Annotated in this window: 13 protein-coding genes and 1 pseudogene; 9 read left to right on the top strand and 5 right to left on the bottom strand. The window is 72.6% G+C overall.

What is annotated here, in order from left to right:
• Window positions 1-37 precede the first annotated feature (37 nt).
• The 4 genes from LZG04_RS21850 to LZG04_RS21835 all read right to left on the bottom strand — a co-directional run bounded on the left by LZG04_RS21850 (window position 38) and on the right by LZG04_RS21835 (window position 2,626).
• On the bottom strand, window positions 38-919 hold the full coding sequence (locus tag LZG04_RS21850; protein ID WP_233819656.1) for a M56 family metallopeptidase: 882 nt from the start codon (window positions 917-919) through the stop codon (window positions 38-40).
• Window positions 916-1,233 (bottom strand): BlaI/MecI/CopY family transcriptional regulator, encoded by a 318-nt coding sequence (locus tag LZG04_RS21845; RefSeq protein ID WP_231648311.1) that lies wholly within the window; start codon window positions 1,231-1,233, stop codon window positions 916-918. Before LZG04_RS21845 ends, LZG04_RS21850 begins: the two co-directional genes overlap by 4 nt.
• An 87-nt stretch (window positions 1,234-1,320) precedes the next feature.
• On the bottom strand, window positions 1,321-1,728 hold the full coding sequence (locus LZG04_RS21840) for a VOC family protein (RefSeq protein ID WP_233819655.1): 408 nt from the start codon (window positions 1,726-1,728) through the stop codon (window positions 1,321-1,323).
• Between the two features lie 76 nt (window positions 1,729-1,804).
• Window positions 1,805-2,626: a GntR family transcriptional regulator gene (locus LZG04_RS21835; RefSeq protein WP_233819654.1), complete on the bottom strand. Its 822-nt coding sequence runs from the start codon at window positions 2,624-2,626 to the stop codon at window positions 1,805-1,807.
• A 180-nt stretch (window positions 2,627-2,806) separates the two neighbouring features.
• Between LZG04_RS21835 and LZG04_RS21830 the strand changes: the two genes are divergently transcribed.
• From LZG04_RS21830 to LZG04_RS21795, 8 genes and pseudogenes are all read left to right on the top strand, one after another.
• Window positions 2,807-4,051 (top strand): extracellular solute-binding protein, encoded by a 1,245-nt coding sequence (locus tag LZG04_RS21830; protein WP_233819653.1) that lies wholly within the window; start codon window positions 2,807-2,809, stop codon window positions 4,049-4,051.
• 1 nt (window position 4,052) lies between these two features.
• Window positions 4,053-5,006 carry a carbohydrate ABC transporter permease gene (locus LZG04_RS21825; protein ID WP_233819652.1) on the top strand — a complete coding sequence of 318 codons (954 nt, stop codon included), beginning with the start codon at window positions 4,053-4,055 and terminating at the stop codon, window positions 5,004-5,006.
• Window positions 5,003-5,824: a carbohydrate ABC transporter permease gene (locus tag LZG04_RS21820; RefSeq protein WP_233819651.1), complete on the top strand. Its 822-nt coding sequence runs from the start codon at window positions 5,003-5,005 to the stop codon at window positions 5,822-5,824. Before LZG04_RS21825 ends, LZG04_RS21820 begins: the two co-directional genes overlap by 4 nt.
• A gap of 16 nt (window positions 5,825-5,840) precedes the next feature.
• A complete protein-coding gene (locus tag LZG04_RS21815; RefSeq protein ID WP_233819650.1) occupies window positions 5,841-7,325 on the top strand; it encodes a beta-N-acetylhexosaminidase in 1,485 nt (494 codons plus the stop codon).
• A gap of 18 nt (window positions 7,326-7,343) precedes the next feature.
• Window positions 7,344-8,726 carry a cellulose binding domain-containing protein gene (locus LZG04_RS21810; protein WP_233819649.1) on the top strand — a complete coding sequence of 461 codons (1,383 nt, stop codon included), beginning with the start codon at window positions 7,344-7,346 and terminating at the stop codon, window positions 8,724-8,726.
• 198 nt (window positions 8,727-8,924) lie between these two features.
• A pseudogene (locus LZG04_RS21805) lies at window positions 8,925-10,186 on the top strand (MFS transporter).
• Window positions 10,183-11,583, top strand: coding sequence for an aminotransferase class V-fold PLP-dependent enzyme (locus LZG04_RS21800; protein WP_233819648.1), 1,401 nt, complete (start codon window positions 10,183-10,185; stop codon window positions 11,581-11,583). Before LZG04_RS21805 ends, LZG04_RS21800 begins: the two are co-directional and overlap by 4 nt.
• A 37-nt stretch (window positions 11,584-11,620) precedes the next feature.
• Complete coding sequence (locus LZG04_RS21795; protein WP_233819647.1) at window positions 11,621-12,415, top strand: SDR family NAD(P)-dependent oxidoreductase; 795 nt, start codon at window positions 11,621-11,623, stop codon at window positions 12,413-12,415.
• Window positions 12,416-12,421: 6 nt separating this feature from the next.
• Here the strand turns inward: LZG04_RS21795 and LZG04_RS21790 are convergent, their stop codons facing one another.
• A complete protein-coding gene (locus LZG04_RS21790; protein ID WP_233819646.1) occupies window positions 12,422-12,979 on the bottom strand; it encodes a hypothetical protein in 558 nt (185 codons plus the stop codon).
• A 95-nt stretch (window positions 12,980-13,074) separates the two neighbouring features.
• Between LZG04_RS21790 and LZG04_RS21785 the strand changes: the two genes are divergently transcribed.
• A complete protein-coding gene (locus LZG04_RS21785) occupies window positions 13,075-14,019 on the top strand; it encodes a phosphotransferase family protein (protein WP_233819645.1) in 945 nt (314 codons plus the stop codon).
• The last annotated feature ends 43 nt before the right edge of the window (window positions 14,020-14,062 follow it).

The raw sequence follows: 14,062 nt of genomic DNA, 5'->3' as shown, positions 1-14,062 counted from the left end.
GTAGCACTACACGTTGTAGTAGCCCTTGGGGAGGGTGTCACCAGATCAGGAAGCTCACCGGGGTCGAGACCAGCACCAGGCCGCTGACCAAGGCGGACCAGCGCAGGGCGGCGGGCAGCGGCGGCAGGCCGGCCAGGCGGTCCAGCCGGGCCTCGACCGCCACGTCGGCCGCCCCGAGCGCGCCCTCCGGCGGCCGCGTCGAGCCGAACCGGCGCAGCGCCGCGGCGAGCGGCTGCGCGCCGTGGCGCAGGCTCGCGCTCTCGTCGGCCCGCATCTCCACCAGCAGCGCCACGGCCCGCGCGACCGAGCGCGCCAACCGGACCTTCGGCAGCACCGCGCACAACGCGCTGAACGGCAGCAGCACCAGGTCGTGCCGCTCGCGGCCGTGCGCGTGCTCGTGCCCCAGCACGGCGTCGACCTGGTCGCGGGTCAACGCGGTCAGCGCCCCGGAGCTGAGCACGACGGCCGAGCGCGCTCCGGGCACGCAGTAGGCGACCACCTGCGGGTGGTCCAGCACGAACGCGCCGGGCGCGGCGTCGTCGCGGCGGGCGACCAGCGCCAGCACGTCGCGGTGCCGCCGCCGCACCCGCAGCACCGAGCACCACGTCCACAGCAGACCGATCGCCAGGTCCAACGCGGACAGCAGGCCGAGCACGACCAGCACGGCCGCCGGCGTCACCTCGCCGCGCACCGCGTCGTCGGCCCACCGCGCCAACGCCACCGGCACGGGGGCGTCGTAGGAGGCGAGGCCCAGGGCGAGCAGCAACCCCACCGCGGACAGCGCCCACGACAGGCCGAGCATCTGCCACAGCAGGATCCCCGTGCGCGGGGCGCGCCACACCCACCGGGCGCGGGCGAGCGGACCGGCCGCCGCCACGCACAGCACCAGCGTCGCCGCCAGGTGCAGCGCGGCGTTCACCGCTCGTCCAACGCCTGGCTCAGCGCTTCCGCCTCGGGCGCGGTCATCGACTGCGCGAAGTGGGCCAGCGCGGTCTCCCGGTCGCCGGTCAACGACAGCGCGTCCAGCATCAGCCGGGCCACGTACTGCTCGCGGCTGGCCACCGGCGCGTAGTACCAGGCGCGGCCCTCACCCGCCTCGCGGCGGACGAATCCCTTCTTCGCCAACCGGTTCAGCACCGTCATCACGGTCGTGTAGGCCAGGTCGCGGTCGGCCAGCGCGCGCACGACGTCGCGCACCGCGACCGGCTCGCCGCGGTCCCACAGGACGTCCATCGCGGCCCGTTCCAGCTCGCCCAGCCCGTTCACCGCCACCCTCCACCCGTCACGTGCCGATGGTACGAGGCGGAGCGGCGGGCGTGCTCACGTGCCGCTGATGTTGACCATCCACTGCACGCCGAACCGGTCCTGGCAGGCGCCGAACTCGTCGCCCCACATCTGCTTCTCCAGCGGCACGGTCACGTTGCCGCCGTCGGAGAGCTTGGCGAAGTAGCCGCGCAGCTCGTCGGCGTCGTCGCCGCTGAGGCTGATGGTGATGTTGTCGCCGGGGTTGTGCGGCATGCCGGGCGGGGTGTCGGCGCCCATCAGCGTGTAACCGCTGTCGGTCTCCAACTGGCTGTGCATGATCTTGTCGGCCTCGGGCGCGTCCGCCGCACCGTACTCGCCGAAGGTGTTGAGCCGCAGGGTGCCGCCGAAGACCGATTCGTAGAACTCCATCGCCTCGCGGGCGTTGCCGGCGAAGCTGATGTACGGGTTGAGCCGAGAGGTCACCGTGTCCTCCTCGAGGTCGTGCGGGCGGGCCCATCCTGGCAGCACCCGCGACCGCCCGCAGCGGGAACGACGGCGGCTACGGCCCGTCCTGGACGTCACCGGTGGTGGCCGAGCGGACCGGGCCGGAGGACAGGTCGCCGGGCGGGATGCCGGGGTGGTGGCCGGTCCGCGCGCCGGGCGCGGGGGCCGAGGGCGCGAGGGACAGCCGGGAGACGATCCGGTAGCGGTCGCCCCGGTACAGCGAGTGCACGTACTCCACCGGACGGCCGGTGCTGTCGTTGGTCAGGCGCTCGAACAGCAGCGCGGGCGCGAACACCGGCACGCCGAGCAGCTGCGACTCGGCGTCGTTGGTGACCGTGGGCTCGATGGACTGCACCGCGTCGCTGACGTGCACGCCGTGGTCGGCGAGCCGGTCGTAGAAGTTGCCGGACTCCATGTCCTCGACCGTGAGGCCGGGCGCCACGGCCACCGGCACGTGCAGGTGCTCGATCGCCATCGGCGCGCCGTCGACCAGCCGGAGCCGGGCGATGTAGGTGATCTCGGCCGCCGGGGACACGCGCAGCCTGCGGCCGACGCGCGCGCCGGCCGGGATGCGGGCGTGCTCCAGCACCCGACTGGTCCACGCCCCGCCCGCCTGCGGCAGGGTCATCGCCCGGTCGGCCGACACCAGCTCCTGGGTGATCTTGGCGGGCGCGACGAACGTGCCCCGGCCGTGCTGGCGGACCAGCAGACCGGTGTTGACCAGTTCGTCCACGGCCGAGCGCAGCGTGGGCCGTGACACCGAGAGCTGGCGGCACAGCACCCGCTCGGCCGGGATGGGGGCGCCGGGCGGGTGGGTCTCGATGAGTTCGAGCAGGTAGTCGCGCACCCGTTCGCGTTTGAGGATCGGTTCGGCCATGCCGCCTCGCTTCGTCCGCCGGTCGCGGACCAGTATGGCAGACCAGTGGTCAGGTGCCGCTGCTCCAAGATCGAGAGCGCTCTCACGGCTGTGAACTGGGTGTTGACGACCACATTGGTCTATGCCATCTTCGGACAGGCTCCACCTGGGTTTACCAATTGGTCAGCTGAGAGGTGAGACGTGCCGAACCGCCCCGCCACCTTCGTCCTCGCGTCGTTACTGGTCCTGTCCGCCTGCGGCGCCGAGCCGGGCGCCTCCGGCGGCGAGCAGGACGTCACGGTCTGGCTGATGAAGGACACCGCCACCGACGACTTCGTCAGCCGCTTCGAGACCGAGTTCGAGCGCGACCACCCCGGGCTGGACCTGAAGATCCAGGTGCAGGAGTGGAACGGCATCACCCAGAAGGTCACCAGCGCGCTGGCCAGCACCGACCCTCCCGACGTCATCGAGGTCGGCAACACCCAGGTCGCCCAGTACGCCGCCAGCGACGGCGTCACCGACCTGTCCGCCAAGGTCGCCGAGCTGGGCGGGCAGGACTGGATCCCCGGCCTGGCCGAACCCGGCGCGGTGGGCGGCAAGCAGTTCGGCATCCCGTTCTACGCGGCCAACCGGGTCGTCATCTACCGCAAAGACCTCTTCGAGGCGGCCGGCGTCACGCCGCCGAAGACGCGCGACGAGTGGCTGGCCGCGACCGCGAAGCTCGACCAGGGCGACACCCAGGGCATCTACCTGCCCGGCCAGAACTGGTACGTGCTGTCCGGGTTCATCTGGGACGAGGGCGGCGACCTCGCGCGGCAGGACGACGGGAAGTGGACCGGCTCGCTGAACACACCGCAGGCGTTGGCGGGCGCGGACTTCTACCGGAGGTTGCAGGCGCTGGGCGACGGGCCGAAGGACTCCGACGAGGCCAAGCCGCAGCAGACCGACGTGGTCGCGGGCGGCCGGGTCGCGCAGTTCATCGCCGTGCCCGGCGCCGCGAAGCTCGTCGCCAAGGCCAACCCCGAGCTGGCCGACGAGCTCGGCTTCTTCCCCATCCCCGGCAAGACCGCCGCCACGCCCGGCGCGGTGTTCACCGGCGGCTCCGACCTCATCATCCCCCTCGCCTCCACCCGCCAGGACGGCGCCTACGAGGTGGTCAAGGCGCTGGCCGGGGACAAGTGGCAGGTCGAACTGGCCAAGGCGATGAACTACGTGCCGAACCGGACGTCCCTCGCGAGTGCCGTCGGCGACGACCCCGGCGCGGCCGCGATGGCCGCGGGCGCGGTCAACGGGCGCGCCACCCCCAACTCGCCCAACTGGGCGGCCGTCGAAGCGCGCAACCCCATCAAGGAGTTCCTCACCGCCGTGCTCACCGGCACCGACCCGGCCACCGCCGCGGCAACGGCGGACCAGGTGATCACCCAGGCGCTCAACTCGGGCGCGTGAGATGACGACCACGCCGACGCGGGCGGTGCCGCACCGCCCGCCGTCGACCCCTCCCCCGCCGCGACGCCGCCGCACCTCCTGGCTGCCCTACCTGCTCATCGCGCCGACCCTGCTGGCCACCGCCTTCCTCCTGCTGTACCCGTTGGCCCGCAACGTGATCATCTCCACGCAGGAGTTCGGCCTGCCCCAACTGGTCCGCGGCCACGCCCGGTTCGTCGGCCTGGCCAACTACACCCGCGTGCTCACCGACGCCGAGTTCTGGGCCGTCGTCCGGCGGACGCTGCTGTTCACCGCGATCAACGTCGTGCTGATCATGCTGCTGTCCACGCTCGTCGCGCTGCTGCTCGTCCGGCTCGGCCGGTGGACCCGGCTGCTGGTCATGTCCGGCCTGGTGCTCGTCTGGGCCACCCCGGTGATCGCGGCCACCACCGTGTTCCAGTGGCTGTTCCAGTCCCGGCTCGGCGTCGTCAACTGGGCGCTGGTCCGGCTGGGCTTCGAGGGCTACCGCGACTACACCTGGTTCGCCGACGGTCCCGCGACCTTCGCCATCCTGGTCGCGCTCATCGTCTGGCAGTCCGTGCCGTTCGCGGCCCTGTCCCTCTACGCGGCCATGGTCACGATCCCCGCCGAGCTGTACGACGCCGCACGCATGGACGGCGCGGGCGCCTGGCGGGTGTTCACCACCATCACGTTCCCGCTGCTGCGGGCCATGTTCGGCCTGGTCACCTGCCTCGAAGTCATCTGGGTCGTCAAGGCGTTCGTGCAGATCTGGGTGATCTCCCAGGGCGGACCCGGCCAGGCCACCACCACCCTGCCCGTCTACGCGTTCCAGGTCGCGCAGTCGTTGCAGCGCTACGACCTCGGCGCGGCCGTGTCCATGCTCATGGTGCTGCTGCTCGTCCTGGCGCTGCTCGCGTACTTCCGCCGGCTCTACCGGCAGGAGGAGGTCTCGTGACCGGCCGCCTGCTGCGCGGCCTCGCGGCCCTGGTCGTGTTCGCGGTCTCGGTGTTCCCGGTGTACTGGATGGTGCTGACCGCCTTCAAACCCACCCGCGACATCCAAGCCGGAACGCCGAGCTTCCTGCCGCTGTCACCCACCTTCGAGCACTTCGCCACCGCCACGTCCGCCCACGGCTTCTGGTCGTTCTGGCGCAACAGCCTGCTGGTCGCGGGCGGCGCGGTCCTGCTGTCCCTCGCCGTGGCACTGCTGGCGGCGTTCGCCGTGGCCCGACTGCGCTGGAAAGGACGCCGCGGGTTCATCCTCATGGTGTTCATCGCCCAGATGACACCGTGGGAAGCGCTGCTCATCCCGATCTACGTCATCGCCCGCGACACCGGGCTGCTCGACACCCTCTGGATGCTCACCCTCGTCTACTTCATGATCACCCTGCCGTTCACCGTCGTGACGCTGCGCGGGTTCCTCGCCGCCATCCCCGTCGACCTCGAAGAAGCCGCGCTCGTCGACGGCTGCTCGCGCGCGCAGGCGTTCCGCCGCGCGGTGTTCCCCCTGCTCGCACCGGGCCTGCTGGCGACCTCGCTGTTCGGCTTCATCACCGCCTGGAACGAGTTCGCCTTCGCCAACGTGCTGATCATCAAGGACCAGGACGACCGCACCCTCCCGGTCTGGCTGTCCTCGTTCAGCAGCACGTTCGGCACCGACTGGGGCGCGACCATGGCCGCCTCCACCCTGTTCATGCTGCCGGTGCTGCTGGTGTTCCTCGCCCTCCAGGGCCGGGTGACCACCGGGATCGTCGGCGGCGCGGTCAAAGGCTGAGGACCCGGGAGACCACGTGATCGTGCCACGACCCACCCGGCTGATCCGGCGCCACGGCCGGTTCACGCTCGATCACCACACCGCCATCCGGGCCACCCCCGGAGCCGAAGCAGCGGCCCGGCTGCTGCGCACCCTCCTGCGACCGGCCACCGGCCTGCCCCTGCCGACCCACCACGACGGCCGGGTCGTGTTCGCCCTGGACGACCGGCTCGTCGGACTCGGCGACGAGGGCTACGCCCTCACCGCGAACGAACACGCCGTCGTCCTGCGCGCGGCGACCCGGCACGGCCTGGCCCACGGCGTGCAGACCATCCGCCAACTCGTGACACCCACCGCACTCGGCCCGCGACCGGCACCCGGCACGCACTGGACCCTGCCCGGCGTGGACGTCCGCGACGCACCGCGGCTGCCCTGGCGCGGCGTGCTGCTCGACGTCGCACGCCACTTCCACCCGATCGCCGTCGTGCGCCGCTTCGTCGACCTCATGGCCGTGCACAAGCTCAACGTCCTGCACCTGCACCTCACCGACGACCAGGGCTGGCGCATGCCCGTGCCCCGCCACCCCCGGCTCACCTCCGTCGGCGCGTGGCGGGCCGAGACCACGGGCGACGGCATCCCCCACGGCGGCTCCTACACCCGCGCCGAACTCACCGACCTCGTGTCCTACGCGGACGAACGCGGCGTGCGCGTCATGCCCGAGATCGACCTGCCCGGCCACGCCCGCGCCGCCCTCGCCGCCTACCCCCACCTGGGCAACTTCCCCCGACGACGACAACCCGTGTGGACCCGGTGGGGCATCAGCGACGCCGTGCTCGGCATGCACGACCACACCCTGGAGTTCTGCCGCGACGTGCTGGACGAGGTCGTCGACGTGTTCCCCGGCCGCCACGTCCACATCGGCGGCGACGAATGCCCCACCACCGAATGGGAGTCCAGCCCCAGCGCGCTGCGCCGCGTCCGCCGCGAAGGGCTGGCCGGCCCCCACGAGCTGCACGGCTGGTTCCTCCGCACCCTGGCCGACCACCTGGCCGAACGCGGGCGCACCCCCGTGTCCTGGGAACCGATCGGCGACCCCCGAACCGTCACGATGCCGTGGCGCGACGCGGCCGACGCCCGAGCCGCGCTGGACCTCGGGCACGACGTCGTGATGGCCCCGCACCGCTCCACCTACCTCGACTACCCGCCGACCGACGACCCGGCCGAACCACCGGGCCAGCCCGGACTCGTCGTCACCGCCCACGACGTCTACCACCTGCCCCTGCCCGACGGCGTCCTCGGCGCCCAGTGCGCGCTGTGGACCGAGTACGTGCCGACCGCGCACCACCTCGAACGGCTCGCGTACCCCCGGCTCGCCGCCCTGGCCGACACCCTCTGGGCGCAACACCCGTCCTGGACCGACTTCACCGAACGGATGCGCACGCACACCGGCCGCCTGAGCGCGCTCTCCGTTCCCCTCTCGCGGAAGGAGGACGACGCCCGCTCCCCTGTCCCACCCTGCTGACTCGAGGAGAGAACCGAAGTGTCCGCACGCATGATCGCCGCGATCGGAGCCGCCGCGGTGTCCGTCGCCGCCCTGGTGGCCGCACCGATGGCGTTGGCCGCCGACTCGGTCACCGCCCAGCACCGCACCAGCGCCTCCGGCGCCACGGCCGACCAGGTCGAGCCGTGGCTCAAGCTGGTCAACACCGGCGGCACCACCGTGCCGCTGAGCGAGTTGAAGGTCCGCTACTACTTCAAGAGCGAAACACCCGACGTCGGCTACCGCTTCGCCTGCTCCTGGGCGGTGCGCGGCTGCGGCAACGTCACCGGCACGTTCGGCGTGCTGACCGGAGGGCCCGCCGACCGCTACCTGGAGGTCGGGTTCACCGCGGGCGCGGGCTCGCTCGGGCCCGGTGCCGACACCGGCGACCTGCAACTGCGGTTCTACCGGTCCAACTGGGGCCCGATCACCCAGTCCGACGACTACTCGTTCCGCGCGGTGAGCACCTACTCCGCCTGGTCCCGCGTGACCGTGCACCGAGGCGCCACCCTGCTGTGGGGCACCCCGCCCGGCGGCACCGGCCCCACCACGACCACCACCTCCTCCACCCCGCCGAACCCCAACGGTCCGGCCCTGTTCGACGACTTCGACTACACCGGCTCGGCCGACTCGCGCATCGCGCAGCGCGGCTGGACCGTCCGCTCCGGCGGCGGTGGTCCGGGCGTGCCGGGGGCGGTGTGGGACCCGGCGCAGGTGACGTTCCCGACCGTGGACGGCCAGAAGTCGCTGCGGCTGGAATCGTCCACCAACGGCTCGTCGGCGCGGCAGACGGAGCTGTACCACCAGCGGAAGTTCTTCGAGGGCACGTACGCGGCGCGGGTGAAGTTCTCCGACGCGCCGGTCTACGGACCCGACGGCGACCACGTGGTGCAGACGTTCTTCACCATCACGCCGCTGAACAGCGCCATGGACCCGAACTACGGCGAGCTGGACTTCGAGTACCTGCCCAACGGCGGGTGGGGCGAGCCGGCGAACATCCTCTACGAGACGACCTGGGAGACCTACCAGAACGAGCCGTGGGTCGCCGACAACGTCCACACCGAGCAGCGGCGGAGCTACGCGGGGTGGCACGACCTGGTGATCCAGGTGTCGGGCGGCCGGGTGAAGTACTTCGTGGACGGCGCGCAGGTGGCCGACCACGGCGACAAGTACTACCCGGAGACGCCGATGTCGATCAACTTCAACCTGTGGTTCATCTCCGGCGGCCTGGTGGGGACGCCCGGTGACCGCGCCTACCAGCAGCACGTGGACTACGTGTACTTCGCCAAGGACCAGGTGCTCAGCCCGGCCCAGGTCCAGTCCCGCGTGTCGGCCTACCGCTCGTCCGGCGTGGGTCACGTCGACACGGTCCCGGCCGGCTGACGTCGGCTCCTCGACGCACCGGTCTGTCGTTGTGGGCCGGTGCGTCGAGGCGGGTGTCCGGCTCTTTGTCCCGAGATGGTCTCTTTTGGTCATCACTGAAACTATCGTTGCGTCTAAGCAACGCTTTCGTCCCGGCATCCGGGCTCGGCGGATCGGCCCTCGCCCAGGCAGCGGGTCGAATGCGAAACTCTTCCGCCTATGCGGCAGATCACTCGCGGGACTCGGGCGGGGTACGCGACCGGGTCGTTCGTCACCGGCGCGTTCGGCACCGTGCCCGGACTGCTGCTGTTGCCCTACCTGACCGACAGCCTGGCCGTGCCCGCCGCGGTGGCCGGGCTGCTGGTGCTCGTGCCGAAGGCGTGGGACGTGCTGTTCAACCCCGTGGCCGGTCGCATCAGCGACCGCGCCGGGGTGCGGCGGCCGTTCCTGTTGCGCGGGGGCATCGTGACGGCGGTGCTGTTCGCGCTGCTGTTCGCCGGGCCGTTCACCGGGGTCGGTGCGGCGGTGTACGTGGCGGTGGTGTTCCTGGCGTGCGCGACGGCGTACGCGTTCTTCCAGGTGCCGTACGTGGCGATGGCGGCCGAGATCACCGAGGACTACGACGAGCGCACCCGGCTGATGGCGTGGCGGATGGCGTTCCTCGCGCTCGCCATCCTGGTCAGCGGCGCGGGCGCGCCGCGGTGCGGGACGCGGTCGGCTACCCCGGCATGGGCGTGGCGGTCGCGGCGCTGATGGTGGTGGGCGCGGTGGCGACGTTCGTCGGCACGCGCGGCGCGCCGGCGTCCCGGCGGGTCTCGTCGGCGGCCGGTGTGCGCGAACTGGTGGCCGTGGTGCGCGGGTCGCGGCCGTTCCGGCTGCTGCTGGCCGTGTTCGTGGTGCAGGCCGTGGGGCTGGGGACCATGCTCGCGGGCGTCGACTACTTCGCCCGGCTGGTGCTGGGCGAACCGGGCCTGCAGACGGCGTTGTTCGCCGGGTTCGTCGGGCCCGCGCTGCTGGTGATGCCGCTGTGGCAGCGCGTCGGGCGGCGGCACGGCAAGCGGGTCGGGCTGGTCGCCGCGTCGGTGGTGTTCGCGGTCGCGGTGGCCGGGCTGACCGCTTCACGCGTGCTGCCGGTCGCGGCCGTGCTCGCGCTGATGGCCGTGATCGGCGTCGGGTACGCGGGGATGCAGGTGTTCCCCCTGGCCATGCTGCCGGACGTGATCACCGCGGAGGAACGGCGGACCGGCACGACCCGGGCCGGCCTGTTCTCCGGGGTGTGGACGGCGGGCGAGACGTTGGGGCTCGCGCTCGGCCCCGGCGTGTACGGGCTGGTCCTGGCCGCGGGCGGGTACGCCGCGAGCACCGACGGGTCGGCTGTGCAGTCCTCCGGCGCGGTGACGGCCGCGCTGCTCGGTTTCACCGTCATCCCGGCCGTGCTGGCGTTGGCGGCCCTGCCCCTGCTGCGTGAGGAGACCACGTGACCGACGACGTCTTGGCCGAGCTGCGCGCGCTGCGGGCCGGCGACCTGCCCACGCACGGCGGGCGGACGTTGGCCTACGTCTACGACAGCGCGCTGCCGGGGCTGGACGAGCTGGCCGCCTCCGCGCACGCGCTGGCGTCGTCGGTGAACGGGCTCGACCCGACCGCGTTCCCCAGCCTGCTGCGGCTGGAGAACGACGTGGTGCGGACCGCGGCCCGGTTGCTGGGCGGCGGTGACGCGACGGTCGGCTCGGTGACCTCGGGCGGCACCGAGTCGTGCCTGCTCGCGGTGGTGGCCGCGCGGGACTCGCGACCGGACGTCGAGCGACCCTCGATGGTGCTGCCGGAGACCGCGCACGCGGCGTTCCACAAGGCCGCGCACTACTTCGGCGTGCGGGCGGTCCTGGTGCCGGTCGACCCGGAGACGTTCCGGGCCGATCCGCGGGCGATGGCCGCCGCGATCGACGACTCCACCGTGTTGGTGGTGGCCAGCGCGCCGTCGTACGCCCACGGGGTGGTCGACCCGGTCGCCGAGATCGCGGCCGCCGCGCTGGCGCGCGGGGTGCGCTGCCACGTCGACGCGTGCATCGGCGGGTGGGTGCTGCCGCACGCCGCGGACGTGCCGCCGTTCGACTTCTCCGTGCCGGGTGTCACCAGCATCTCGGTGGACCTGCACAAGTACGCGTACTGCCCGAAGGGGACGTCCGTGCTGCTGCACGCGTCGGCCGACCTGCGCCGGACCCAGTACTTCGCGTCGGCCGCGTGGCCTGGTTACACGATGCTGAACTCGACCACCCAGTCCACCCGATCAGGTGGACCGCTGGCTGCCGCGTGGGCCGTGCTGCGGCACATCGGTGACGAGGGCTACCGCACGCTCGCGCTCCAGGCGTTGGAGAGCACGCGGGTGTTGCGCGAGGGCATCGAGGAGATCGACGGGTTGCGGGTGCTGGGCACACCCGCGGCGACGTTGCTGGCGGTCACGGCCTCGCGCGACGACTTCGACGTGTTCACCGTGGCCGACGAGATGAAGGCGCGGAACTGGTACGTGCAGCCGCAGTTCGCCCACCGCTCCTCCCCCGCCAACCTGCACCTCACCGTGACGGCGGCGAACGCGGGGCACGAGGAGGAGCTGCTGGCCGACCTGCGCGCGTCGGTGGAGGCGGCGACGGAGGCCGGGCCGGTGCGGGTCGAGCCGGAGATCGTCGCGTTCCTCGGCGCGCTGGACCCCGGCTCGCTCACGCCCGAGGAGTTCGCCGGGCTGCTCGCGGCGGCGGGCCTGGGCGGCGGCGACCGCGTGCTGCCCGACCGGATGGCGACGGTGAACGCGCTGCTCGCGGCGGCCGGTCCGGCGTTGAGGGAACGGCTGCTGGTGGAGTTCCTGGGGTCGCTGTACTCGTGACCGGCGGGGTCGCGCCCGGTGCGCGATCATCGTCGCCATGCACCTGGATCTGAGCGGGAAGACGGCGTTGGTCACCGGTTCGACGCAGGGCATCGGCGAGGCGATCGCGGCGGCGCTGGCGCGGGCCGGCGCGCGGACGGCGGTGAACGGGCGCAAGGCCGACGTGGTCGAGGAGGCCGCGGCACGGCTGCGCGCGGTGGTGCCGGGTGCGGACGTGGTCGGCGTGGCGGCGGACGTGTCGACGGCGGAGGGCGCGGCGTCGCTGGTCGCGGCACTGCCCGAGGTCGACGTGCTGGTGAACAACGTCGGCGTGTTCGGCGCGCGGCCCGCGTTGGAGATCACCGACGACGAGTGGCGGCGGTACTTCGAGGTCAACGTGCTCGCGGCCGTCCGGCTGACCCGGGCCTACCTGCCGGGCATGCGGGAGCGCGGGTGGGGCCGGGTGCAGTACATCGCCAGCGACTCGGCCGTGGTGATCCCCGCGGAGATGATCCACTACGGCGTGTCGAAGACGGCGCTGCTGGGTGTGTCGCGGGGGTTCGCCAAGGAGGCGGCGGGCAGCGGCGTCACGGTGAACTGCGTGATCGCGGGGCCGACGCACACCGGCGGCGTGGAGGACTTCGTCTACCAACTGGTGGACCGCTCGCTGGGGTGGGAGGAGGCCCAGCGGGAGTTCATGCGCGTGCACCGGCCGCAGTCCCTGCTCGGTCGGCTGATCGAGCCGGAGGAGATCGGCAACCTGGTCGTCTACCTGGCCTCACCGCAGGCGTCGGCGACGACCGGCGCGGCGGTGCGCGTGGACGGCGGCTACGTCGACTCGATCCTGCCGTGACGCGGCTCAGCGGCCGGGGATCAGCGCCCCGGCCGCGTCGAACGCCTCGTGGGTGAAGTCCGAGTACTCGTCCGACCCGGGCAGGTCGACCAGGAACACCCCCGCCGCCACGCGCCCCGGGACCACCCGGCCGTCCGGGGCGCGGAACCGCACCGCCGCCACGTCCTCGCCCGCGTACCCGACCGTGGTGCTCCCCGACCCGTCCGTGCGACCCGACCCCATGGTGATGGCGAACGGGTGGTCGCGGAGGGGGCCGTCGACGTCGCTGGAGCTGACCGAGACCGACGACTCGCGGACCTCGCACTTCACCAGCGCGGTGCGCGAGATGGCGGTCACGACGAGGTAGCCGTCCTCCCGCAGCAGCGCGGGACCCGAGGTGAAGGTCTCCGCCGCGGCCACGAGTTCGGCGCAGCGCGCCCAAGCCGCCTCGACCTCGCTCGACGGCACGGTTCCGGACCAGGGTCGGGCCTGCCCCGCGACCGATGCGGGTCGCGCCGCCACGCCGCACACCGCTGCCGCGGCGACGGCGACCCCGCCCACGAACCACACGAGAACCTTCGACACATCCCCACCCCCACCGGCGATCATGCCGCTCCGCACCCCCCGACGAGGTCGAAACCGGAAGACAGGGTGATCGCGCGTGCGTGACCATCGTCGGCATGGGAAGCGTGAGGCGCGGGCAGCTCGGGGTCGACGACCTGCGCGGTGTGGCGCGGGAGGCGTTCGGGCCTCGGGAGTTGGTGTCGGTCGAGCGGTTGCGGGGTGGGACGAAGAAGGGGGTCTACCGGCTGCGGTTGGCCGACGGCGGCAGTGGGGTCGCCTACGTCTGGCACCCGGACGAGGACTTCTGGCCCGACGCCCACGCGGACGCGCAGTTCCCGCACGCCACGGGGTTGAGCCTGTTCGAGGACGCGCACGACCGGCTCTCCGCCGTGGGCGTCCGCGTGCCCCGGGTGCTCCTGCGTGAGCCGGGTGGGGCGCTGGGTGACGTGGCGGTGGTCGAGGACGTGCGCGGCGGCACGCTGGAGGAGTCGATCGCCCGTGAGCCGCGGCGGGCCGAACGCGTGCTGGCACGGCTCGGTGACGCGGTGCGCGCGATGCACGCCCACCGCGTCGACCCGGCGCAGCACGGCGTGGAGCACGTCGTGCTGCGCCGGGCGCTCACCCACCTCGCCGAGGCCGCCGCCCGGGTCGACCGGATCGCCGACGCGCGGGAACGGCTGGCCGAGCTCCTGGTGACGCGGCACGCCGCCGTCGTGCCGCGGTCGCGGTTCGGCCTGGTGCACGGCGAGCTGGGCCCCGACCACGTCCTGGTCGACGCTGACCTGGACGAGCCGGTGCTCATCGACATCGAGGGCGTGATGCCGTTCGACGTCGAGTGGGAACACGCCTTCCTCGAACTGCGCTTCGGCCCCCACTACCGCCACTTCGCCACACCGGACCTCGACCCGGCCCGGCTCGCGTTCTACCGCCTGGCCACCTACCTGTCCCTGGTGGCCGGCCCGCTGCGCCTGCTGGACGGCGACTTCCCCGACCGCGCCGGGATGCTGGAGATCGTCGAGCACAACGTCACCCGGACGCTGGCCCAGCTACCGGCCCGGTGAACCACCTCATCCGAGGAGCAGCCACCGGGACCGAAGCTGCGGT

The sequence above is a fragment of the Saccharothrix sp. S26 genome (assembly GCF_021390395.1).
Classification (GTDB): Bacteria; Actinomycetota; Actinomycetes; order Mycobacteriales; family Pseudonocardiaceae; genus Actinosynnema.
The sequence above is the reverse complement of the archived record's forward strand: the minus strand, read 5'-3'. Positions and strand labels throughout refer to the sequence as shown.

Excerpts from the sequence above, each read along its gene's own strand:
- LZG04_RS21795 (WP_233819647.1), top strand. The coding sequence starts at position 11,621 with ATGCACCTGGATCTGAGCGGGAAGACGGCGTTGGTCACCGGTTCGACG.
- LZG04_RS21845 (WP_231648311.1), bottom strand. The coding sequence starts at position 1,233 with ATGGACGTCCTGTGGGACCGCGGCGAGCCGGTCGCGGTGCGCGACGTC.
- LZG04_RS21825 (WP_233819652.1), top strand. The coding sequence starts at position 4,053 with ATGACGACCACGCCGACGCGGGCGGTGCCGCACCGCCCGCCGTCGACC.
- LZG04_RS21785 (WP_233819645.1), top strand. The coding sequence starts at position 13,075 with ATGGGAAGCGTGAGGCGCGGGCAGCTCGGGGTCGACGACCTGCGCGGT.
- LZG04_RS21835 (WP_233819654.1), bottom strand. The coding sequence starts at position 2,626 with ATGGCCGAACCGATCCTCAAACGCGAACGGGTGCGCGACTACCTGCTC.